At 65.6% G+C, this 21967-nt stretch carries 19 protein-coding genes and 2 pseudogenes; 10 read left to right on the top strand and 11 right to left on the bottom strand.

Annotated elements, in window-relative coordinates:
- Positions 1–25 precede the first annotated feature (25 nt).
- From P6U27_RS22610 to P6U27_RS22575, 8 genes and pseudogenes are all read left to right on the top strand, one after another.
- Positions 26–1057: an ABC transporter permease gene (locus P6U27_RS22610; protein WP_122403968.1), complete on the top strand. Its 1032-nt coding sequence runs from the start codon at positions 26–28 to the stop codon at positions 1055–1057.
- Positions 1054–1596: pseudogene (locus P6U27_RS22605) on the top strand (ABC transporter permease); the annotation flags it as partial. The gene P6U27_RS22610 and the pseudogene P6U27_RS22605, both read left to right, overlap by 4 nt.
- Positions 1595–2971: pseudogene (locus P6U27_RS22600) on the top strand (ATP-binding cassette domain-containing protein); the annotation flags it as partial. The pseudogenes P6U27_RS22605 and P6U27_RS22600, both read left to right, overlap by 2 nt.
- A 141-nt stretch (positions 2972–3112) precedes the next feature.
- Entirely contained in the window at positions 3113–4717 is a 1605-nt protein-coding gene (locus P6U27_RS22595) for an ABC transporter substrate-binding protein (RefSeq protein WP_407192650.1), read from the top strand.
- A gap of 17 nt (positions 4718–4734) precedes the next feature.
- Complete coding sequence (locus tag P6U27_RS22590; RefSeq protein ID WP_122403964.1) at positions 4735–5676, top strand: ABC transporter permease; 942 nt, start codon at positions 4735–4737, stop codon at positions 5674–5676.
- Positions 5673–6596 (top strand): ABC transporter permease, encoded by a 924-nt coding sequence (locus P6U27_RS22585; RefSeq protein WP_407192649.1) that lies wholly within the window; start codon positions 5673–5675, stop codon positions 6594–6596. Before P6U27_RS22590 ends, P6U27_RS22585 begins: the two co-directional genes overlap by 4 nt.
- Positions 6597–6616: 20 nt before the next feature.
- Positions 6617–7606, top strand: a complete 990-nt coding sequence (locus tag P6U27_RS22580; protein WP_407192648.1) for an ABC transporter ATP-binding protein — start codon at positions 6617–6619, stop codon at positions 7604–7606.
- On the top strand, positions 7603–8580 hold the full coding sequence (locus P6U27_RS22575; RefSeq protein WP_122403961.1) for an ABC transporter ATP-binding protein: 978 nt from the start codon (positions 7603–7605) through the stop codon (positions 8578–8580). The genes P6U27_RS22580 and P6U27_RS22575 overlap by 4 nt, the downstream gene beginning before the upstream one ends.
- 4 nt (positions 8581–8584) lie before the next feature.
- Here P6U27_RS22575 and P6U27_RS22570 read toward each other — a convergent pair whose 3' ends face one another.
- The 11 genes from P6U27_RS22570 to P6U27_RS22520 all read right to left on the bottom strand — a co-directional run bounded on the left by P6U27_RS22570 (position 8585) and on the right by P6U27_RS22520 (position 19450).
- On the bottom strand, positions 8585–8872 hold the full coding sequence (locus P6U27_RS22570) for a YciI family protein (RefSeq protein ID WP_129144264.1): 288 nt from the start codon (positions 8870–8872) through the stop codon (positions 8585–8587).
- Positions 8873–8943: 71 nt separating this feature from the next.
- A complete protein-coding gene (locus P6U27_RS22565; protein WP_407192647.1) occupies positions 8944–9918 on the bottom strand; it encodes a sugar ABC transporter substrate-binding protein in 975 nt (324 codons plus the stop codon).
- A 42-nt stretch (positions 9919–9960) separates the two neighbouring features.
- Positions 9961–10938: an ABC transporter permease gene (locus P6U27_RS22560; protein WP_122403958.1), complete on the bottom strand. Its 978-nt coding sequence runs from the start codon at positions 10936–10938 to the stop codon at positions 9961–9963.
- Positions 10935–11885 carry an ABC transporter permease gene (locus P6U27_RS22555; RefSeq protein WP_122403957.1) on the bottom strand — a complete coding sequence of 317 codons (951 nt, stop codon included), beginning with the start codon at positions 11883–11885 and terminating at the stop codon, positions 10935–10937. The genes P6U27_RS22560 and P6U27_RS22555 overlap by 4 nt, the downstream gene beginning before the upstream one ends.
- Entirely contained in the window at positions 11878–13401 is a 1524-nt protein-coding gene (locus P6U27_RS22550; protein ID WP_407192646.1) for a sugar ABC transporter ATP-binding protein, read from the bottom strand. The genes P6U27_RS22555 and P6U27_RS22550 overlap by 8 nt, the downstream gene beginning before the upstream one ends.
- Complete coding sequence (locus tag P6U27_RS22545) at positions 13398–14792, bottom strand: FAD-linked oxidase C-terminal domain-containing protein (protein WP_407192645.1); 1395 nt, start codon at positions 14790–14792, stop codon at positions 13398–13400. The genes P6U27_RS22550 and P6U27_RS22545 overlap by 4 nt, the downstream gene beginning before the upstream one ends.
- A 56-nt stretch (positions 14793–14848) precedes the next feature.
- Entirely contained in the window at positions 14849–15733 is an 885-nt protein-coding gene (locus P6U27_RS22540; protein WP_407192644.1) for an intradiol ring-cleavage dioxygenase, read from the bottom strand.
- Between the two features lie 15 nt (positions 15734–15748).
- On the bottom strand, positions 15749–16651 hold the full coding sequence (locus P6U27_RS22535; protein WP_407192643.1) for an NAD(P)-dependent oxidoreductase: 903 nt from the start codon (positions 16649–16651) through the stop codon (positions 15749–15751).
- Between the two features lie 21 nt (positions 16652–16672).
- Entirely contained in the window at positions 16673–18046 is a 1374-nt protein-coding gene (locus P6U27_RS22530; RefSeq protein ID WP_407192642.1) for an amidohydrolase family protein, read from the bottom strand.
- 4 nt (positions 18047–18050) lie between these two features.
- Positions 18051–19130, bottom strand: a complete 1080-nt coding sequence (locus P6U27_RS22525) for a maleylacetate reductase (RefSeq protein ID WP_407192641.1) — start codon at positions 19128–19130, stop codon at positions 18051–18053.
- Positions 19127–19450: a Dabb family protein gene (locus tag P6U27_RS22520; RefSeq protein ID WP_122403950.1), complete on the bottom strand. Its 324-nt coding sequence runs from the start codon at positions 19448–19450 to the stop codon at positions 19127–19129. The genes P6U27_RS22525 and P6U27_RS22520 overlap by 4 nt, the downstream gene beginning before the upstream one ends.
- A gap of 107 nt (positions 19451–19557) precedes the next feature.
- Between P6U27_RS22520 and P6U27_RS22515 the strand changes: the two genes are divergently transcribed.
- Together P6U27_RS22515 and xylB are read left to right on the top strand one after the other, a co-directional pair.
- Positions 19558–20481, top strand: coding sequence for a LysR family transcriptional regulator (locus tag P6U27_RS22515; RefSeq protein ID WP_122403949.1), 924 nt, complete (start codon positions 19558–19560; stop codon positions 20479–20481).
- Positions 20482–20494: 13 nt separating this feature from the next.
- On the top strand, positions 20495–21940 hold the full coding sequence (xylB, locus tag P6U27_RS22510; RefSeq protein ID WP_407192640.1) for a xylulokinase: 1446 nt from the start codon (positions 20495–20497) through the stop codon (positions 21938–21940).
- Positions 21941–21967 lie beyond the last annotated feature (27 nt).

The following is a 21967-nucleotide window of genomic DNA, read 5'->3' as shown; positions in this document are numbered from 1 at the left end:
AAAGCGAAGGAGGCTCTGAAGAGCGATGACCGGTCTTGGCGCAACGCTCGTGCGGGCGGGCAGGCGGCTTCTGTCGTCGCTGCCGGCGCTGTTCGGCGTGCTGGTCTTCACCTTCCTGCTGATGCGCGTCCTGCCCGGAGATCCCGCGGTGTTCTTCGCCTCGGGGCCCAATGCCGGCAAGGAGGAGATCGAGCTGATCCGCAAGCAGATGGGCCTCGACAGGTCGGTGCCGGAGCAGCTCGTGTTCTATCTCTCCGACATCAGCCACGGCAATCTCGGCCGCTCCATGATGACCGGCCAGCCGGTGCTGAAGGACCTGCGCGAGCGGCTGCCGGCTTCGCTGGAGCTCACCTTCACCGCGCTCCTGATCGCGCTGATTGCGGCGGTGCCGCTCGGCGTCATCGCGGCGCTACGGCCGGGGTCGGTCATCGATCACGGCGTGCGGCTGTTCTGCGCGCTCGGTGTCTGCGTGCCGACCTTCGTCTCGGGCCTGCTACTGATCTACGTATTCTATTATCTGCTCGGGCTTGCGCCTGATCCGACCGGGCGGATCGACGTCTTCACCTCGCTGCCGCCGCAGCGCACCGGCTTTCTTTCGATCGATTTCCTGCTCGCCGGCGATCTCGAGGGCTGGTGGACGGCCTGCAGGCAATTGATGCTGCCGGCGGTGAGCATGGCGCTGTTCGTGATCGCCCCGCTGGCGCGGATCACGCGGGCCTCGATGCTGGTCTCGCTCGGCAGCGATTTCGTGCGCACTGCGCGCTCGGTCGGGTTATCCTGGCGCAAGGTGGTCGTGACCTACGCGCTGCGCAATGCGATCCTGCCGGTCATCACCATCGCCGGCATCGTGTTCTCGACGATGCTGGGCGCCAACGTCCTGGTGGAGAAGGTGTTCTCTTGGCCGGGCGTTGCCTCCTATGCGCTCGATGCGCTGCTGTCCTCCGACTATGCACCGGTGCAGGGCTTCGTGCTGCTGATGGCCAGCCTGTTCGTGTTGGTCAATCTCGTGGTCGATATCTGCTACGGTATCGCCGATCCCAGGGTGTCGATCGAATGACCAGCGCCACACTTCGCCATTCGGTCTGGATCCTGCGCGGCAATCCGCTCACGGCGGTGGCTGCGGCCGGGGTGACGCTGTTCGTCCTGGTCGCGATCTTCGGACCGTGGATCGTGCCTTACGATCCGGTGGCCTCGAATGTCTCGGAGGCACTGCTGCCGCCGAGTGCGGCGCATATTGCCGGCACCGACCAGCTCGGCCGCGACGTGTTCAGCCGTCTCGTCATCGCCGCGCGGCTCGACCTTGCCATCGCAGTCTCCGCGGTCGGAATCTCCTTTGTCATCGGCGCCGTCGTCGGCGCGTTCTGCGGCTATGCGGGCGGCCGCCTCGATCGCACCGTCGGCCGTTTCGTCGATGTGATGATGGCGTTTCCACTGTTCGTGCTGGCGATGGCGATGGTCGCAGCCCTCGGCAACCGGATCGAAAACATCGTGATCGCGACCGCGATCATCAATCTTCCATTCTACATCCGCTTCGCGCGGGCCGAGGTCAACGTCCGCCGCAATGTCGGCTGGGTCGAGGCCGCGCGCGCCTGCGGACCCGCGGGCGGCGCTCAATCCGATCCGAGCGATCGGCCTGCAGATCGCGGACGCGATCCTTACGCACAAGCGTATCTCGAAACAGGCCGCGCGCGCCGAGGCGCTGGAGTTGTTGCGCGCCGTCCAGATCCGCGATCCCGAGCAGCGGATGAACGCCTATCCGCACGAGCTCTCCGGCGGCATGTGCCAGCGCGTCATGATCGCGATTGCGATCTCCTGCAATCCCGCACTGTTGATCGCCGACGAGCCGACCACCGGGCTCGACGTCACCACGCAGAAGGTGGTGATGGATCTCTTGGCAGACATCGCGGCCGCGCGCGGCATGGCGACGATCCTGATCACGCACGACCTCGGGCTCGCAGCGCGCTATTGCCGCCGCATCGCCGTGATGGAGCGTGGCCGCATCGTCGAGGAGGCGAGCCCGAGCACTCTCTTCAGCGCGCCACGGCACGCCTATACGAGACGCCTGGTTGCGGCGTCGCCGACGGCGACGTCACGGATCGAAGACCTCGTGACGGAAGAGGAGAGGGAGCGTTACACGGCCGTTCTCGGCAAGCCGCGGCCGACGCTCGCGCACGGCACGCCGCCGCTTCTGGAAGTACGGAAGCTCGCAAAGCGCTTCGACCAGGGCTCAGCAGCAGTCGCCGACTTCTCGATGACGGTGGCCAGCGGCGAAAGTGTCGGTCTCGTCGGCGAGTCCGGCTCCGGCAAGAGCACGACTTCGCGGATGATCTGCCGCCTGATCGATCCGAGCGAAGGCGACATCGTGTTCGACGGTCAGTCGATCGGGCACGTAGCGTCGCGTGATTTTCACCGCTCGCCATTGCGCAAAAACATTCAGATGGTGTTCCAGGACCCGAACGAGAGCCTCAACCCGCGCTTCACCGCCTTCGACTGCATTGCCCACCCCTTGATGCGACTCGACGGCATGCGCGCTGGCGAGGCGCTGCGCCAACGCGTGGAAGAGTGCGCGCAGCGCGTGGGATTGCCGCTGGATCTGTTGCCGCGGTTTCCGCATCAGCTCTCCGGCGGCCAGAAAGCCCGCGTCGGCATCGCCCGCGCCATTGCCTGCCGGCCGCGGCTCCTTGTGCTGGACGAGCCGACCGCCGCGCTCGACGTCTCCGTGCAGGCGGTGGTGCTGCAGCTGCTCGACCGCCTCAGGCGCGAGAACGACATCGCGCTGCTGTTCGTGAGCCATGATCTCAACGTCGTGCGCATGCTGTGCGATCGCACCATCGTGCTGCGCAATGGCGGCATCGTGGAGCAGGGCGAGAGCCGGGCTCTGTTCGAAAATCCGAAGACCGACTACACGCGCAAATTGGTCGAGGCGATCCCCCACATCGAGGCCGGGCCGGCGCTGGTGGCCGCCCTCTGAGCCCGTATCGTCCGGAAAGGCGATGAGATCCCGCTGGCGAAGGCGGATTTAGTGGCATAGCATTTGCTTGCAAATGGGCTCGGTTTCACTTGCCCCATTGCCAATGAACAGCTGGCATCACGGCATTACTGGGAGGACTTGATGGATCGCAGGACCGTATTGAAGGGACTGGCAGGCGCGGGCGGTCTGGCGTTGACGGGTGGCCTGTCGGCCCCGGCGATCGCCCAGGGTGCGGCGGCACGCACCCTGCGTTTCGTGCCGCAGGCCAATCTCGCCAATTTCGATCCGATCTGGGGCACGCAGTATGTCGTGCGCAATGCGTCCGCGATGGTCTGGGACACTCTTTACGGCATTGATTCCTCGCTGCAGCCGCAACGGCAGATGGTCGAATCCGAGGAAGTGACCGACGATGGCACGACCTGGACGTTCAAACTGCGGCCGGCGCTCAAGTTCCATGACGGCGAGCCGGTGCTGAGCAAGGACGTCGTTGCAAGCCTGACGCGCTGGTCGGCGCGCGATCCCATGGGACTGATGATCAAGGCGCTGCAGCAGGAGCTCACGGCGGTCGACGACCGCACCTTCAAGTGGGTGCTCAAGCAGCCCTTCCCGAAGATGCTGTACGCGCTGGCCAAGAACAATTCGCCGTGCTGCTTCATCATGCCGGAGCGCATCGCGCAGACCGATCCGTTCAAGCAGATCACGGATTATGTCGGCTCCGGGCCGATGAAGTTCGCCAAGGCCGAATGGGTGCCCGGCGCGAAGGCGGTGTTCGAGAAATTTGCCGACTATCAGCCGCGGCAAGAGAAAGCATCGTGGCTCGCGGGCGGCAAGCAGATGCTGCTCGACCGCATCGAATGGATCGTGATGCCGGATCCGGCCACGGCAGCCGCTGCCTTGCAGAACGGCGAGGTCGATTGGTGGGAAAATCCGATTGCAGACCTCGTTCCAGTCCTGAAGAAGAACAAGAACATCAGCGTCGACATCGGCGATCCCCTCGGCAATATCGGCTCGTTCCGCATGAACCATCTGTTTCCGCCGTTCAACGACGTTCGGGCGCGGCGCGCGGTGCTGATGGCGCTCAGCCAGGAAGACTACATGCGCGCGATCGTCGGCGACGAGACCGCGCTGTGGAAGCCGCTGCCCGGCTTCTTCACGCCGAATACGCCGCTCTACAGCGAAGTCGGTGGCGAGATCCTGAAGGGCAAGCGCGACTTCGATGCGGCCAAGAAGCTGCTCGCCGAGAGCGGCTATTCCGGCCAGCCCGTGACGTGCCTCGTGGCGCAGGACCAGCCGATCACTAAGGCGCAGGGCGACGTCACCGCGGACCTCTTGAAGAAGCTCGGCATGAACGTCGACTTCGTCGCGACCGATTGGGGCACGGTCGGCTCCCGCCGTGCGCAGAAAACGCCGCCGGGGCAGGGCGGTTGGAACATGTTCCACACCTGGCACGCGGGCGCGGACTGCATCAATCCGGCTCCCTACACCGCCATTCGCGCCAACGGCGACAAGGCCTGGTTCGGCTGGCCCAACAGCCCCGGGACCGAGAAGGAGGTCACGTCCTGGTTCGAGGCCAAGAACCTCGACGAGGAGAAGGCCGCCATCGGCCGCCTCAACAAGGCGGCGCTCGATGACGTCGTCTACGTGCCGACGGGCTTCTTCCTGAGCTACACCGCCTGGCGCAAGAACGTCTCCGGCATCACCAAGGGGCCGCTGCCGTTCTTCTGGGGTGTGACGAAGTCCGCATGATCGCGCGCTGAGGCCAGATGCTCTCCTACATCCTCCGTCGCATCGTCGCGACCTTGCCAGTGATGGCGATCGTCGCGCTGTTCGTGTTCAGCCTGCTCTACATCGCACCGGGTGATCCGGCCGTGGTGATCGCGGGTGACCAGGCGAGCCCGGAGGATGTGGAGCGCATCCGCCAGAGCCTCGGTCTCGATCGTCCGTTCCTGGTCCAGTTCGGAAGCTGGGTCTGGCGCATCCTGCATGGCGATCTCGGCACCTCGATCTTCACCAACCTGCCGGTTTCGGCGATGATCGGGCAGCGTCTCGAACCGACGCTGTCGCTGATGGTCGTCACACTGCTGCTCACGATCGTGGTGGCGGTGCCGCTCGGCGTGGTGGCGGCGTGGAAGGCCGGCAGCCTGATCGACCGCGTCATCATGGGCTTTGCCGTGTTCGGCTTCTCGCTGCCCGTGTTCGTGGTCGGCTACATGCTCGCCTACATCTTCGCGCTCGAGCTCGAATGGCTCCCGGTGCAAGGCTATACGCCGCTTGCGCAAGGCTTCTGGCCGTGGCTGGAAAACCTGATCCTGCCGGCGATCGCGCTCGGCTGCGTCTACATCGCGCTGGTCGCGCGCATCACGCGGGCAGCCATGCTCGAAGTGCTGCAGCAGGACTATATCCGCACTGCCAAGGCCAAGGGCCTTGGGCAGGGCGGCATCCTGTTCATTCACGCGCTGAAGAACGCGGCGGTCCCGATCGTCACCGTGATCGGGATCGGCATCGCGCTGCTGATCGGCGGTGCGGTCGTGACCGAGAGCGTGTTCGCGATTCCCGGCCTCGGCCGCCTCACGATCGATGCGATCCTGCGCCGCGACTATCCGGTGATCCAGGGCATCGTGCTGCTGTTCAGTTTCGTTTACGTCCTCGTCAATCTGATGATCGACGTCGTCTATACGCTCGTTGACCCGAGGATCCGCTATTGACCGACACCACCGTCAATCCGCAATCGCTTCCCACCGGCCTCGTTCTCGCGCCGCGACTGCCGGAGATCCTCCGGCCGGTCAAGATCCGGCGCGGCTTCGTCGGCCTCTTGCGCGGCCATCCCACCGTCGCGATCGGCGGCGTGTTGTTGCTCGCACTGGTTTTGATCGCCGTCTTCGCCCCTCATCTCGGGACGGTCGACCCGACCGCGCTTGCGCCCGCAAAGCGCACACGGGCGCCGTCGGCCGATTTCTGGTTCGGCACCGACGTGCTCGGCCGCGACATCTATTCGCGGGTGCTGTTTGGCGCGCGGGTCTCGCTCACCGTCGGCCTGTCGGTCGCGATCTTCGCGTCCGCGGCGGGTCTTGCCATCGGCATGGTCTCCGGCTTCATCCGTTGGGCCGACGGCATCCTGATGCGCTTCATGGACGGCTTGATGTCCATTCCGCCGATCCTGCTCGCGATCGCGCTGATGGCGCTGACGCGCGGCAGCGTCGGCAACGTCATCCTCGCCATCACCATCGCCGAAATCCCGCGCGTCTCGCGCCTCGTGCGCAGTGTCGTGCTGTCGCTGCGCGAGCAGCCCTATGTGGACGCGGCGGTCGCCTGCGGCACGCGCACGCCCATGATCATCTTGCGTCACATCCTGCCGAACACGGTTGCGCCGATGCTGGTGCAGGCGACCTATATCTGCGCCAGCGCCATGATCACGGAGGCGATCCTGTCCTTCATCGGCGCCGGCACGCCGCCAACCATTCCGTCCTGGGGCAATATCATGGCCGAGGGCCGCGCGCTGTGGCAGGTCAAGCCCTATATCGTGTTCTTCCCGGCGGCCTTCCTGTCCGTCACCGTGCTCGCCGTGAACCTGCTCGGCGACGGCCTTCGCGATGCGCTCGATCCGCGCTTGGCCAAGCGTCTTTAGATGTCTCGGGGCTGATCGCGATGGCGCTGCTTGAAGTCGAGAACCTCCAGACCCACTTCCGCACCCCCAGCGGCATCAACCGCGCGGTGGACGGGGTGTCCTTCCACGTCAACGAGGGCGAGACGCTGGCCATCGTCGGTGAATCCGGCTGCGGCAAATCGGTGACCTCGATGTCCCTGATGCGGCTGATCCCGGAGCCGCCGGGCAGGATCGCCGGCAGCATCCGCTTTGCCGGCAAGGATCTCCTGAAGCTGTCGGACCGCGAGATGCGCGCAATCCGCGGCAACGACATCTCGATGATCTTCCAGGAGCCGATGACCAGCCTCAACCCGGTGCTGACCGTCGGCCGCCAGATCCGCGAGACCTTGATGATCCATCAGGGGCTCGACAAGCAGGCCGCCGAGGCGCACGCGATCGAGATGCTGACGCTGGTCGGCATTCCCGAGCCGAAGCGGCGCGTCGGCGAATATCCGCACCAGCTCTCCGGCGGCATGCGCCAGCGCGTGATGATCGCGGTTGCGCTCGCCTGCAATCCGAAGCTTCTCATAGCGGACGAGCCGACCACCGCGCTCGACGTGACCATCCAGGCGCAGATCCTGAAGCTGATGCTGGACTTGAAGCGCCGGGTCGGCGCCGCCATCATCCTGATCACCCACGATCTCGGCGTCGTCGCCGAAATCGCCGAACGTGTCATGGTGATGTATGCCGGTCGCAAGGTCGAGGAGGCGCCGGTCGCCGAGCTGTTCCGCTCGCCGCGTCATCCCTATACGCAAGGCCTGCTCGGCGCGGTGCCGAAGCTCGGCTCATCGCTTGCCGGGACCGCAACGCGGCTCGCCGAGATCCCAGGGCAGGTGCCTGACCTCCGCAAGCCCATTATCGGCTGCGTCTTTGCCGGCCGCTGTGCGCTTGCGACCGACCTCTGCCGGCAATATGCGCCGGGGCTCGAAGAGAAGGGCCCGCGCCACATCGCCGCCTGTCATTACGCCGCCAAGGGAGCGATCGCGGCATGAGTCCCCCGCTGCTCCAGGTCAACGACCTCAAGAAGCACTTCCCGATCAACAAGGGCCTGTTCGGCCGCAAGTCCGAGTTCGTCTATGCGGTCGACGGCGTGTCCTTCGAGATCGCGCGCGGCGAGACCTTGTCGCTGGTCGGCGAGTCCGGGTGTGGCAAGTCGACGGTCGGCCGCGCCATTTTGCGACTGTTCGAGATCACCTCGGGCCAGGTCATTCTCGACGGCCAGCGCATCGACGACGCGCATCCGAGCACGATGCGCCAGATGCGCCGTCGCGTGCAGGTGGTGTTCCAGGACCCGTTCTCCAGCCTCAACCCGCGCATGCGCGTGCGCGACATCTTGGCCGAGCCGATCCGCAATTTCGGTCTCGCCAAGTCCAAGGAGGATCTCGAGGTCCGCGTCACCGCGCTGATGGATACCGTGCGCCTGCCGCGCGAGGCGCTGAACCGCAGGCCTCACGAATTCTCCGGCGGCCAGCGCCAGCGCATCGGGATTGCCCGTGCGCTCGCGGCCGAGCCCGAGCTGATCGTGTGTGACGAGGCAGTCTCCGCGCTCGACGTCTCAGTCAAGGCGCAGATCGTCAATCTGCTCCAGGACCTCCAGCGCGAGTTCGGCTTGGCGCTGTTGTTCATCAGCCACGACCTCGCCATCGTCGAGCACATGACGCATCGGGTCGCAGTGATGTATCTCGGCAAGATCGTGGAAGTGGCGCCGCGCCGCGAGATCTTTGCCGCGCCAAGGCATCCCTACACCAAGGCGCTGCTTTCGGCGGTGCCGCTGCCCGAGCCCGGCGCCCAGCGCAATCCGATCATCCTCAAGGGCGACGTGCCGAGCCCGATCAACCCGCCGCGCGGCTGCCGCTTCCATACCCGTTGTCCCTTCGTCTTTGACCGCTGCCGAACGGAGGAGCCGACGCTGCGTGTGGTGGGAGACGAGCAGTGGGTGGCCTGTCACCTCGAAGAGCCGCCGTAGGGGCTCACCCCTGCCGGCGCAGGAAGCCCGTGATCGTGACCTTTTCCCAAATGCCGGCCGCAGCAAAGGGATCGGCACGGTTGAAGGCTTCGACTTCGGCGCGGCCCGGTGCCTCGATCAGGAACAGGCTGCCGATCATCGTCTGGCCATCGTCGGAGACCAGCGGTCCCGACATGACGATCTTGACGCCGAAGCGCGAGGTGTCGCTCAGGAAAGCCTTGTGAGCATCGTAATTGGCAAGCCGGGTCGGCAGCGCTCCGGTGCGGTCGACGGCGTGAATGGCAAACAGCATGATGTCTCCGTTTCTTGCTTCAATTCTTGGGACGGCCGCAGGAGCGGCCGTCCGGACTCGTGGTGTTCGGCTTATTTCGCGCTGAGCTTGCCGGCGTCCTCGAACGTCGGGCAGGTCCGCTGCTCCAACGGCACGTCGAAGGGCTGGTAATTATCCTTGGTGATGACGGTCGGCTTCAGCACGATCTCGTTGATGATAGGCTGATTGCGCAAGGAGCGGATCGCCATCATGGTGCCGAGGCAGCCTTGCGCAAAGCCGTTGTAGTCGCCGCTCGCCAGCAGCTTGCCGGATTTGATCGCGTCGATCGCCTCCTTGGTGCCGTTGATGCCGATCACCAGCGCCCTGCGGTTGGCGCCGTCGAGCGCCTCGATCGCGCCGATGGCCATGGCGTCGTTGGCCGCGAGCACGCCGTCGATCTGCGAATTCGACTGCATCAGGTTCTCCATCACCTGAAGCGCCTGAAGCCGTTGATAGTTACCGGGCTGTGAAGCCAGCAGCTTGGCGCTGGGCGCTTCCTTCAGCGCGTCGTTGAAGCCGCGCACGCGATCGACATTGGTCAGCGAGCCCTTGACGCCCTCGATGATGACGATGTTGCCCTTGCCGCCGAGGGTCTTGAGTAGGAAGCGCGCGGTCTCCAGCCCGAGGCTGTAATCGTCGGCGCCGACGAAGGAGAGGAACTTGCCGCCGGCGGAGCGGTCGGTGATGTTGACGACCGGGATCTTGGCCTCGTTGATCTTCTCGACACCGGGCACCATCGCCTTGTAATCGACAGGCGTGAAGACGATCGCGCTCGGCTTTTTCACGACCACGTCCTCGATCTGGCTGAGCTGCTCGGGAATCGAGTCCGGCTTGGTCGGGATGTATTGCAGCGTGTTGGCGTTCAGCGATTTCGCCATATTGTCGGCGCCGACCCGCACCGTCTGGAAGAACGGGTTGGTCTGGTTCTTGGTGAAGACGGCGATAGCCTCGCCGTCGGCACTCACTTCGGTGGCGAGTGCAACTGCCATCAGCAGCGGCAGCGCCAGATAACCCAGCTTCTTTTTCATATTGCCTCCATCCCTCATTTTGCTTGTTGGATTTCTGAGTGCTCATTGCGCGCGGCGGCGGGTCTTCATGTCGAGCCAGACCGCGAGAATGACGATGATGCCTGTCACCAGCGGCTGCCAGTTGGCGCTGACTGACAGCAAGTTCATGCCGTTCAGCACCAAGGTCAGGATCAGCGCGCCAATGAAGGTGCCGAACACGGTGCCGACGCCGCCGAACAGCGAGGTGCCGCCGATCAGCACGGCCGCGATTGCCGGCAGCGTCAGGCTCTCGCCGATGTCGGCTTCGGCCGAATTGAGCCGTGACAGGAAGATGATCGAGGCGAGCCCCGCCATGGTGCCCGAGACCGCGTAGACCAGCAGCAGGCGCCGCGCGACCGGGATGCCGGAGAGCCGCGCCGCGACCGGATTGGCGCCGATCGCGTAGATCTCCTGGCCCCAGATCGTGCGCTGCGCGAACAGCGTGCCGATCCCGAGAAACACCAGCAGCAGATAGACCGGGATCGGCAGGCCGAACAGATAGCCGCTGCCGATCTGGCGGAATCCGGCCGGGAAGCCATGCAGCGTCTCGCCGGCCATGTACCAATAAGTGAGGCCGTTCAGCACCCAGAGCATGCCATAGGTGGCGATGAAGGAGGGGATGCGCAGCGCCGTGACCATGATGCCGTTGAGCAGGCCGACGATGCCGCCGCACGCGAGCCCGGTGAGGATGCCGAGCGCCGGCGACCCCGTCTTGTGGATGATGGTGCCGGCGATGCAGGCCGACAGCGCGACGTTGGCGCCGACGGAGAGATCAAGACCCGCGGTCAGCACCACCAGCGTCAGGCCGGAGGCGATGAAGAAGGTCAGGCTCGCCTGCCTCAGCACGTTGAGGATGTTGCCGAGGCTGAGGAAGGAGTCGCTGAGCACGGCCAGCACGGCGCAGATCAGGAGCGCGGCGAGCAGGCGATAGAACAGCTGGACTGCGTCCTGCGAGAGGAAGGAGCGGGGCGGCACGATGGCACCCTTGGTGATGTCGGTCATGCCCGGCTCCTGAGGCCGTCGAGGAACAGCGCGAGGATGACGAGCACGCCGACGCTTGCGACCTGCACCGAGGACGGCAGTGAGATCAGGTTCAGCCCGTTCCGCAAGACGCCCACCGCGATCACGCCCAGCACGGTGCCGAGGAGCCAACCATTGCCGCGCTCGAAAGACGTGCCGCCGACGGCGACGGCGGCGATGGCGTCGAATTCGAGGCCAAGGCCGGCGGTAGGGTGGCCGGAGTTCATCCGTGCGGTCATCAACAGACCGGCGATGCCGGCCATGGCTCCGCCGATCGCGTAGACCGCGATCAGCAGCCTGTTCGGCGACAGGCCGGCGTAGCGCAGCGCCTCGCGATTGCCGCCGAGCGCGAAGATGTAGGTGCCGAAGCGGGTGTGATAGAGCAGGCCGTGAAAGGCGGCGTACGTCACCAATGCCATCACGACCGGCACGGGAATGCCGAGAAGCGTCGCCGAATAGATGTCGCGGACGCTGTGGGGAATGCCGACCACGCTCTGCCCATCGCTGACGATCAGGGACAGGCCCTGAGCCATGCCGAGCGTGCCGAGCGTCGCGACGAAGGGCGGGATGCCAATGATCGCGACCAGCCAGCCATTGGCGACGCCGAACGTTGCGCCGACAAGGAGGCCGGCCCCTAGGCCCAGCAGCATCGACTTGGTCGCGAGCGACACGATCGCGACGCAGAGCGAGGTCAGCGTCAGCACCGCGCCCATCGACAGGTCCAGCCCCTCGGTCATGATGATCAACGTCATCGGCAGCGCGAGCATGGTCAGGATGGTGGACTGCACCAGCACGTTGGAGAGGTTGGCGACCGACAGGAAGCCGGGCGCGATCACGCTGAACAGCGCGATCAGCAGCACCAGCACGATGGCAACGCCGGGAATGCGCTGCAGCGGATTGGGTTGCGAAATGACCGCGGCTTCACGCATGATGCATCCCCAGTCGCACGATGTTCTCCTCCGTGAGTTCGCTGCGTGTCAGGTGCCCGGCAATGCGCCCCTCGCGCATCACATAGGCGCGGTCGCAGACATGGCAGATCTCGATCTGTTCGGACGAGATCATCAGGGCCGCCGCGCCGTCGGCGACGAGGCGGTCGATCAGCGCAAAAATCTCGGACTTGGCGCCGATGTCGATGCCGCGCGTCGGCTCGTCGAAGATGAAGAGTTTTGAGCCTGCCGCGAGCCATTTGCCGATCACGACCTTCTGCTGGTTGCCGCCGGAGAGCAGGCCGACGGTCTGGCGCGCGCTCGGGGTTGCAATGCGCAGCTGCCGGATCAGGCCATCGGCGGTGCGCTGGGCCGAGCGCCGATCGAACAACCCGCTCGGAAAAAGCTTCTTCAGCGCCGAGACCACCAGATTATCGCTCACCGATCGCAGCAGCGCGAGGCCTTCGCTCTTGCGGCTCTCCGGGATCAGCGCGATGCCGCGGCGGGCGGCGAGGTCCGGCTCGCCCGAGATAGTTTTGCCGTCGAAGATGATCTCGCCCGACGTCACGGGATCGGCGCCAAAGATGGCGCGCGCGACCTCGCTGCGGCCCGAGCCGACCAGGCCGCACAGGCCGACGATCTCGCCCCGGCGCACCTCGATGTTGATGTCGGAGATGCCGGTGGGCGCAGTCAGGCCCTTGACCTCCAGCAGCACCTCGCCCGGCTTGTCGGCGAAATTCCGCGGGTAGGTCATGTCGACATTGCGGCCGACCATCATGCGGACGAGCTGGTCCGGCGTCACGTCGGCCGGTCGGACGCCGTCGATGCGGCGGCCGTCGCGCAGCACGGTGATGCGGTCGCCGAGCGCGAACACCTCGGCCATCCGGTGCGAGATGTAGACGATCGCCACCCCATCGGCTTTCAGTCGTGCGATCAGAGCGAACAAGAGCTCGGTCTCGCGGTCGGACAGCGCCGCGGTGGGCTCGTCCATCACGAGGATGCGGGCGTTTTGGCTGATCGCCTTCGCGATCTCGACCATCTGCTGCTGCGCCACTCCCAGCTTATCGACGGTGGTGGATGGATCGATGTCGAAACCGATCGTGTCGAGCACGCGCCTTGCGTCGGCCAATATCCTGTGACGGTCGATGGTGCCGGGGATGCGGCCCTTCGGTTCGCGGCCGAGGAAGATGTTCTGGGCGATGTCGAGATAGGGGACCAGCGAGAATTCCTGGAAGATCACGGCAATGCCGAGCTTCTGCGCATCGGCCGTGGAACTGATCGCGACCCTCTCACCCTTGTGGTAGAATTCGCCAGCGTCGGCACGGTAGGCGCCGCACAGCACCTTCATCAGGCTCGATTTTCCGGCGCCGTTCTCGCCCAGCAGCATATGGACTTCGCCGGGATAGATGGCAAAGGACACGTCGTCCAGCGCCTTGACGCCGGGAAACTCCTTGCTGATGCCGCGCAGCTCCAGCAGCGGCGTGGGCAAGGTGACCTCGATCGGAAGCCCGTCGCTCATGCCATGACTCCGCTCGCAAAGATCTTTCCGGGGTTCATCAAGCCATTCGGGTCGAGTGCCGTCTTGATGGAGCGCATCACATCGACGGCCTCGCCGAGTTCGTCGGCGAGATAGTCGATCTTGCCGAGCCCGATGCCGTGCTCGCCGGTGCAGGTGCCGTCCATGGCGATGGCGCGGGCGACCATGCGGGCCTGCAGCGCCTTGGCGCCTTCGGTCTCCTCCGGCTTGCTGGCGTCGATCAGGATCAGCATGTGGAAATTGCCGTCGCCGACATGGCCGACGATCGGCGCGGTGAAGCCGTGCGCGTCCGCATCGCGCCGCGTCTCGGTCAGGCATTCCGCGAGACGCGAAATCGGCACGCAGACGTCGGTGATCACCGCGCGAGCGCCGGGGCGGAGGCCGAGGCCGGCATAGAGCGTGTTGTCGCGGGCGTGCCAGAGCCGGCTGCGGTCTTCCTGAGCCTTGGCCCAGGCAAAGCCGTGGCCGCCATGGTCGGCGGCGATCGCCTGAGCGGCCTCGGCCTGTTCGGCTACGGAGCTCTCGGAGCCATGGAATTCGAAGAAGAGGGTCGGCGCCTCGCGATGGCCGAGCTTGGCGTAGGCGTTGATGCCGCGCATCATGACGTCGTCGAGTAGTTCGACGCGCGCCACGGGGATCGCGGACTGGATCACGGAGATCGCGGTGTCCACGGCATCGTGAAGGGTGTCGAAGCTGCAGACCGCGGCCGAGATCGCCTGCGGTACCGGGTGCACCTTCAACGTGATCTCGGTGATCACACCGAGCGTGCCTTCAGCGCCGACGAACATCCGCGTCAGATCATAACCGGCGGCGGACTTGCGGGCGCGCTTGGCGGTGCGGATGATACGGCCGTCGGCCAGCACCACCTCCAGCGCCATGACATTGTCCTTCATGGTGCCGTAGCGCACCGCCATGGTTCCGGAGGCGCGGGTGGACGTCATGCCGCCGATCGACGCGTCGGCGCCGGGGTCGATCGGGAAGAACAGGCCGGTGTTGCGCAGCTCCGCATTGAGCTGCTTGCGGGTGATGCCGGGTTGCACCACCACATCCATGTCGCTGTCGTGGACGGCCAGCACCCTGTTCATGCGCGCGAAGTCGAAACAGACGCCGCCCGCGGCTGCCGCGGCATTGCCTTCGAGCGAGGTACCGGCGCCGAACGGAACGATCGGCATGCCCGCGTCGGCGCACAGTTTGACGATCTTAGCGACTTCCTGCGTCGTCTCGGGATAGACGACGATGTCGGGCGGCAAATTGCGATAATGCGACTCGCTCTGCCCATGCTGATCGAGCACGCCGCGCGCGACGCTCGCGCGCGGACCGATCATGCCGGTGAGGCGCTCGGCAAATATGCTCGTGCTGACCCGCGGTCCCATCCTTGCTCCTCGTCTTCCCGATCGCGGACTCTTGCCGGTCCGCGTTGTCGTTCGGCTTAGGCGGCTCTTGCGTTGCTCGCAACCTGCTTCAAGCCGAAATCATAGTTGAGGTGAAAATACGCGCGTTCGACCATGCGACCATCCGGCGCGCGGCCAGCGGGATGACGGACGAACTCCCGGATCAGGCTGTCCTTCACGCCGAACACGACGTCGCTGTCGAGATATTGGTCGCCGGCGACGAACACGTGCGTCACGAGCTGTTCGAAGCCGGGTGCCGAGATCATGAAGTGCACATGTGCGGGACGCCAGGGATGGCGTCCCTGCGCCTCCAGCATCTCGCCGACCGGGCCGTCATGCGGAATGGGATAGGCGGCGGGCTTGATCGACCAGAAATGGAAGCGGCCATTGGCATCGGTGTGGAAGCGGGCACGCATCGCGAGATCGCCGATGGCGTCGAGCTGCTGCACGTCATAATAGCCGTCATCGTCGGAGTGCCAGACGTCGACGATGGCGCCCGCGAGCGGCTTGCCGTCAACGGTCGAGACCGAGCCGGTGACCAGCATCGGGTCGCCTTCCATCGGGCCGGAGATATCTGCGCCGCTGTCCTTCTCCGGCGCGGCCTGGACGAAGAAGGGGCCGAGCACCGTAATTTCGGTCGCGCCTTCCGGCAGCGGATGGTTGATGGCATCGACCAGCATGGAGACGCCGAGCGTGTCCGACAGCAGGATGAACTCCTGGCGCTTGTCATCGCACATGTGCCCGGTGCGGGTCAGGAAGTCGATGCCGTACTCCCATTCCTTCTGGGTCGGCCGCACCTCGCGGACGAAGGCATGGAGATGGCGCACCAGCGCCTCGCTGACCTCCTTGATCCGTGGGTCGGTTGCGCCCGCGATCCGCTCCAGCACGGCGTCCGTGATGGTGGTCTCGTTGAAATTACGCATATGTGCCTCCGTTGATCACAGCTTCGGCTCGCCGAGGCCGGACAACCGTTCGAGATGCTTGACGGTCGCGATGAAATCGGTGTCGCCCTCGCCCTGCGCGACCAGCGAGCCATAGGTCTCGCGCACCTGGGCGGCGAGCTGCAGCGGCACGCCGACGGCATGGCCGGCACCCAAGATGAGGTCGAGGTCCTTGGCCATCTGCCTGCAGGAGAAGGTCGACTCGAAATCGCGGGTCCGCAGCGGCGCGGTCTTGTACTTCACCATGGGCGAGGCAACCGCGCTGTCGTCGAGCACTTTCAAGATGTCCTGCCAGGCGATGCCGCCCTTGCGCGCCAGCGCCAGGCTCTCCGCCATCATCGCCGCCGACACCGCGATCATCAGGTTGACCGAGAGTTTTGCGTAGCGGGCTTCCTCGGCCGGCCCGAGATAGGTCTGGGCGCGCGTGAAGGCGGCGAACAGCGGCTTTGTATTTTCGAAAGCGTCCTTCGGCCCCGAGACGAAGCAGGTCAAAGCGCCGGTATGAACGATGCTGGCGTTGCCGGAGACCGGTGCACGAAGATAGGCAATGCCGCGTGCCTGCGCGGCGGCTGCAACTTCGGTCGAGGCCTCGACACTCACGGTACTGGTCTCGATCAAGACGGCTCCGGGTGTCATCGCGGCGATGAGGCCGGCAGGACCGAGCAGCGCGCCGCGCAAGGCGGCGTCGTCGGGCAGGGACGTGACGACTGCGGTCTTGCCGCCCACGGCCTCGGCCGGCGAAGCGGCAGTTGCAATGCCCTGCGTGCGTGCTTCGGCGATGCGCGCCGCGTTCTGATCGAATGCGGTCACGGTGTAACCGGCCTTGGCGACGAGCACCGACATCGGCAAGCCCATCTTGCCGATCCCGATGAAAGCGACGTCTTTCAGAGCATCAGTCATTATTCTTGTCCATTGGCGCCCTCAGGCGGCGCCTCCCTGTCGTTCGATGTCCTGCACCAGTCGCCGGCCGGATTGTGCCAGCAGCTCCTTCTTGGTCTCCAGCCCCTCGGCCAGCAGCCGGCCATTCCGCTTCTTCCAGACACCGCCGATCATGACGGCCTCGATGTTGGCCAGGCTCGTCTGCATCACCACGGTCGCAAGGGGATCGTGCACCGGATAAAGATTGAGATCGGAGGCGTTGATGATGACGAGGTCCGCGAGCTTGCCCGGCGTCAGCGAGCCGATCTGGTGTTCGCGGCCGAGCATGCGGGCGCCTTCCGTCGTGATCCAGCACAGCGCCTCGCGCACTGCAATCGTGGTCGTTGCCGGAATGGCGCCGCTCGCCTTGCGCGACTCCGCATTGTCGAGCGCCCGCTGCATCGACAGCGCGACGCGTGCGGCGGAAAGGAGATCGCCCGCAAGCACGGATTCGAGATCGATGCCGATCGTCGGTCGCACGCCGCGGTTCAGCAGACGTCCGGTGATCGGAAAGCCATGGCCCTGGATCATCTCGTTCTCGGGCGTGACCGAGAACGACACGCCGAGGTCAATCATCCGGTCCAGCAACTCATCGGGCAGATCGTTGCCGTGAACGACATTGACGCCGGTGCCGACGAGCCCGGCCTCGATCAGCCTCTCCCAGCCGCCTTGTGTCTTGGCCGGGCCGCCGCCCTGATGCATCGACGCGATCAGCTTGAACTCCCGCGCCAGGCGGAAGTCGTGCATGGCGACGTCGAGCGTCGAATAATGCGGGCCGAGGATGGCGAGCCCGAGCGTGACGAGGCCGTCGCGGGTGGCGAGAGGGCCGGCCAGCAGCCGCTCGACCTCGCGGCGAGGATGCGGCACCTCCGAGAAGTGCGGCTCGCCCGGCTTCGGCTCCGGTTTTGGCGAGCCGTGGAAGAACGCGGCGCGGATGCCGCTCTCGATCAGGCCGCGCACCGCGGCGTCGGTATGATCAGGCGTCGGATTGTTATGGCACCAGTCGACCAGCGTGGTGACGCCGTGATTGATCTGGTTCAGCGCGCCGACCAGCGTCGCGATATGGATGTCCGCAGGCTGGAACACGGTTGCGAGGCCGGCATGCATGCGGCGGAAATATTCGAGCAGCGTCCAGTTCGCGGCAAAGCCGCGCAAGCCCGTCTGCCAGGTGTGCATATGCGCGTTGATCAGGCCGGGGATGATGATGCGCCCCGTGCCGTCGACGATCTCAGCCTCGGCGGCGCCACTGCCAAGATCGATCGACGGGCGCACGTCAGCGATACGGTTGCCTTCGACCAGCACATCGCCGCCCGAAAGATCGCCGATCGCGTCATCCATGCTGATGACAGTGGCGGATTTGATCAGCGTGCGTCGCATCGCGTCACGCCCCCGCTTTGATGGCGCTCGGCGGCTCGCCGGCCCAGGCGCGCGCGATCAGGTCGCGGATGGTGCCCCGTTCGAGCGGCCGCGGATTCCAGTACGCATTCGTCACCGCGAGATCAGCCGCCTTGTCGATGCCGCTCTCGGGCATGCCGACGTCGCGCAGCGCAAGCTTTGCACCCAACCCCTTCGCAAGGTCGTACAGCCCCTGCGATGCATCGGCGGCGCCGATGGCGCGCGAGATGCGCGCCATCGCGTCGGGCACCGCCGGTGCGTTGTAGGCCAGCGCATGCGGCAGCACGATGGTGTGGGTTTCGGCGTGCGGGAGATCGAAGGTGCCGCCGAGCGTATGGCACAGCTTGTGGTGCAGCGCCATGCCGACGGTGCCGAGGCAGACGCCACACAGCCAGGCGCCATAGAGCGCTTCGGTGCGGGCCTCGCGGTCGTCGCTTTCGGCGACGATCGCGGGCAGGGCGCGCGCCAGCGCGCGGATGCCTTCCTCCGCCATCAGCGATGTCACGGGATTGGCGTCGCGTGCATAGAGCGCTTCCACCGCATGCGCGATCGCATTGATGCCCGATGTCGCAGCCAGGCTTGCCGGCAGCGTCAGGGTGAGATCCACATCGTAAATCACCGTCTCCGGCAACACCGCTGCATCGCGCACCGTGGTCTTCAGGCCGTTCTCGGTCTGGCCGACGATCGGCGTCATCTCCGAGCCGGCATAGGTGGTGGGGATGCAGAGCTGGTTGACGCCGGTGCGCAAGGCCAAAGCCTTGCCGAGACCCGTGGTTGAGCCGCCGCCGAGCGACACGACGCAGTCGGCCTCGCACGCCTTCATCACAACGAGCGCACGTTCCGTGACCTCGACCGGCGTGTGCATGGTGGCGCCGGGAAAGATGCCGGCATAGAGCGGGCCGAGCGCGATCCCCAGGCTCTTGCCTTGCGCCTCCTGCTGCGGCGTCGTCAGCACCAGCGCGCGCTTGCCGCCGAGCCGCTCGACTTCGGCCTTGGCGGAGGCCAGCGTTCCGCTGCCGAACACGACGCGGCAGGGCAGGTTTTCAAAGATGAACGAACCGATCATGCGCCGGTCTCTTTGATGGGATAATCGACCTGGAAGCGCCCGATCCGCAAGTCGCCCAAGGCCTCGCGCACGCGCAGATGTTCGGGGTGGTTGGCATAGGCGGCAAGCGCCGCCTGGTCCTTGAATTCGGAGAACAGGACCACGTCGCAGGCGTAGTCGACAGCGCTGACGTCCACGCCGACTTCGATATGGGTGAGGCCCTCGATCCGGCCCTTGAGGCCCTCGAACAGGGTCTTGACCTTGAGGCGGGCGGCAGAACGCTCCGCAGGCGTCTCCCCGCGCAGCCGCCACATCACGATGTGCCTGATCGGGCCCGACATTTCCTGATTTCCTCGCCTGCGACGGTGTTTTGTTGGCGCTATATTGCCTTGCAGAAATCGGAAATAAAGGTCAAAATTTGTAAGTCTCTTTTCCTCATAGCGTAAGAATGGACCGGCTGCTCCAACTCGAGGTCTTCTCCAAAACCGCTGAGCTCGGCAGCCTTTCCAAAGCCGCCGAAACGCTGCGGATGTCGAACGCGGCCGCCAGCCGTCACCTCAGCGCGCTTGAGGAGCGGCTCGCGGTCCGGCTGATCGAGCGCAACACCCGCCGGCAGTGGCTGACCGAAGCAGGGCAGGAGCTCCTGCAGCGCTGCAGTACGCTCTTGAACGAGCTCGCCGAGGCCGAGGACGCCGTCTCCGACCGCGCGCTGTCGCCCAAGGGCATGCTGCGCGTGACGAGCTCGCTGTCCTTCGCGATGATCTATCTCGCGCCGATGCTGCCCGCCTTCCGCGCGCTCTATCCCAATCTCAGCGTGCAGATCATCAGCGCAAACCGCTACCCTGACTTCATCGAAGCCGGCATCGACGTCGCGATCCGCACGCGGGAGCACGAGCCGGATTCCAACATCATCGTCCGCCGTATCGGCCAGATGCACCGCGTGCTCGCGGCCGCTCCCACCTATCTGGAGAAGCACGGCCGGCCGGAGCATCCCGCCGATCTCGCCCGCCACAATATGCTGATCTACAATCTCGCCAATGATCCCTATTCACTGCGGCTGAGCAAGGGCAGCACGACGCAGACGGTTCGGATCGCACCGACGCTCGACAGCAATGACGGCCAGATCATCTGTGGTGCGGCGCGCGCAGGGCTCGGCATCCTGATCCAGCCGCTTTACATCGTGCAGGGCGACATCGCGGCCGGCCGGTTGGTGCCCGTCCTGAGGGACTGGCAGCTGCCGCTGCTGACCATGAACATCGCCTATCAGAACCGCGTCAGGCTGCCCGCCAAGATCAGGGTCTTCTCGGACTTCCTGGTCAGCCATATCCGCGAGCATTCCGAGCCGGGGATCTGGATCGACGCGGCGAAGTGAGCGGGAAGCATTCATGTATCTTGGAATCGATCTCGGCACCTCCGCGGTCAAGGCCGTTCTCGTCGACGATGCGCAGCGCGTGATTGCAAGCGAGAGCCGGCCGCTCGCGACGGCCTCGCCGCAATCAGGCTATTACGAGCAAGATCCCGCGCAGTGGATCGCTGCGACCTTTGCCACGGTGGATGCGCTGAAGGCGAGCCATGCGTCTGCGCTGGCGGCGGTCGAAGGCATCGGACTGTCCGGCCAGATGCATGGCGCCACGCTGCTCGACGCGAGCTTGAGACCCTTGCGGCCCTGCATCCTCTGGAACGACGGACGCGCGGCCGCGGAGTGCCGCGTGCTGGAGCAGCGCTGGCCCGCCTTGCGTGCGGTGACGGGCAACAAGGCTATGGCGGGTTTCACTGCGCCAAAGCTGCTCTGGATCGCCACGCACGAGCCTGACATCTTTGCGGCGACCACGCTCGTTCTGCTTCCAAAGGCCTATCTGCGCCTGGTGCTATCGGGCGAGGCCGTCGAGGATGTCTCGGACGCATCGGGATCGCTGTGGCTCGATGCCGCGCGCCGGGACTGGTCGGACGCAGCACTGGCAGCGACGGGCTTATCGCGCGAGCACATGCCGCGCCTGGTCGAGGGCTGCGCGCCTGCAACAACGCTGCGCCGCGAACTCGCGCAGCGCTGGGGCATGGCGAGGCCGCCGGTGATCGCGGGCGGCGCCGGCGATAATCCCGCGGGCGCCGTCGGCATCGGCGCGATCCGGCCGCGCACTGCGTTCATCTCGCTGGGAACTTCGGGTGCCTTGCTGTCGCCGACCGACAGAATAGCCGCCAATCCCGATCGCGTGGTGCACACGTTCTGCCACGCCATCCCCGGCATGTGGATCCAGGCCGGCGCGATCCTCTCGGCCGCGTCCTGCCTCGCCTGGGGTGCGCGCCTGTTCGGTGTCACAGAAGCCGAGCTGCTGGCGCCACTTGGAGCACGCCCGCCGGCGCCGTCGCCCGTGAGCTTTCTGCCTTATCTCGCAGGCGAGCGGACCCCGCACGACGATCTCGCGGTGCGCGGCATGCTCGATGGCTTGAGCCATGATACCGATCGCTCCGCGATCGTGCAGGCGGTGCTCGAGGGCGTTGCCTTCGCGCTTGCCGATTGCCGCGACGCGCTCGCGGATGCCGGCATTGCGATTGCGCAAGCCGATGTCATTGGTGGTGGTTCACGGTCCCCGTTCTGGCTCTCGGTGCTGGCCAGCGTGCTGAATATTCCGGTCCATCGTTTTGCCGGAGGCGAGACCGGCGCCGCATTCGGTGCGGCGAGATTGGGGCGACTTGCTGTCACGGGGGAGGCAATCGACGTCGTGTGCACACGTCCGCAGCGCATCGAGACATTCGAACCCGACGCCGGACTGGTCGATGCCTATGCCGAGCGGCTTCCCGCGTGGCGTGAACTGTATCGGCCGCGCCACTAGCTGGTCCAATCTGGTGTGCATACTTCG

The organism is Bradyrhizobium sp. STM 3566 (assembly GCF_045571445.1).
GTDB classification, from domain to species: Bacteria; Pseudomonadota; Alphaproteobacteria; order Rhizobiales; family Xanthobacteraceae; genus Bradyrhizobium; species Bradyrhizobium vignae.
Note: the sequence above shows the minus strand (reverse complement) of the source record. Positions and strands in the feature narration are given on the sequence as shown.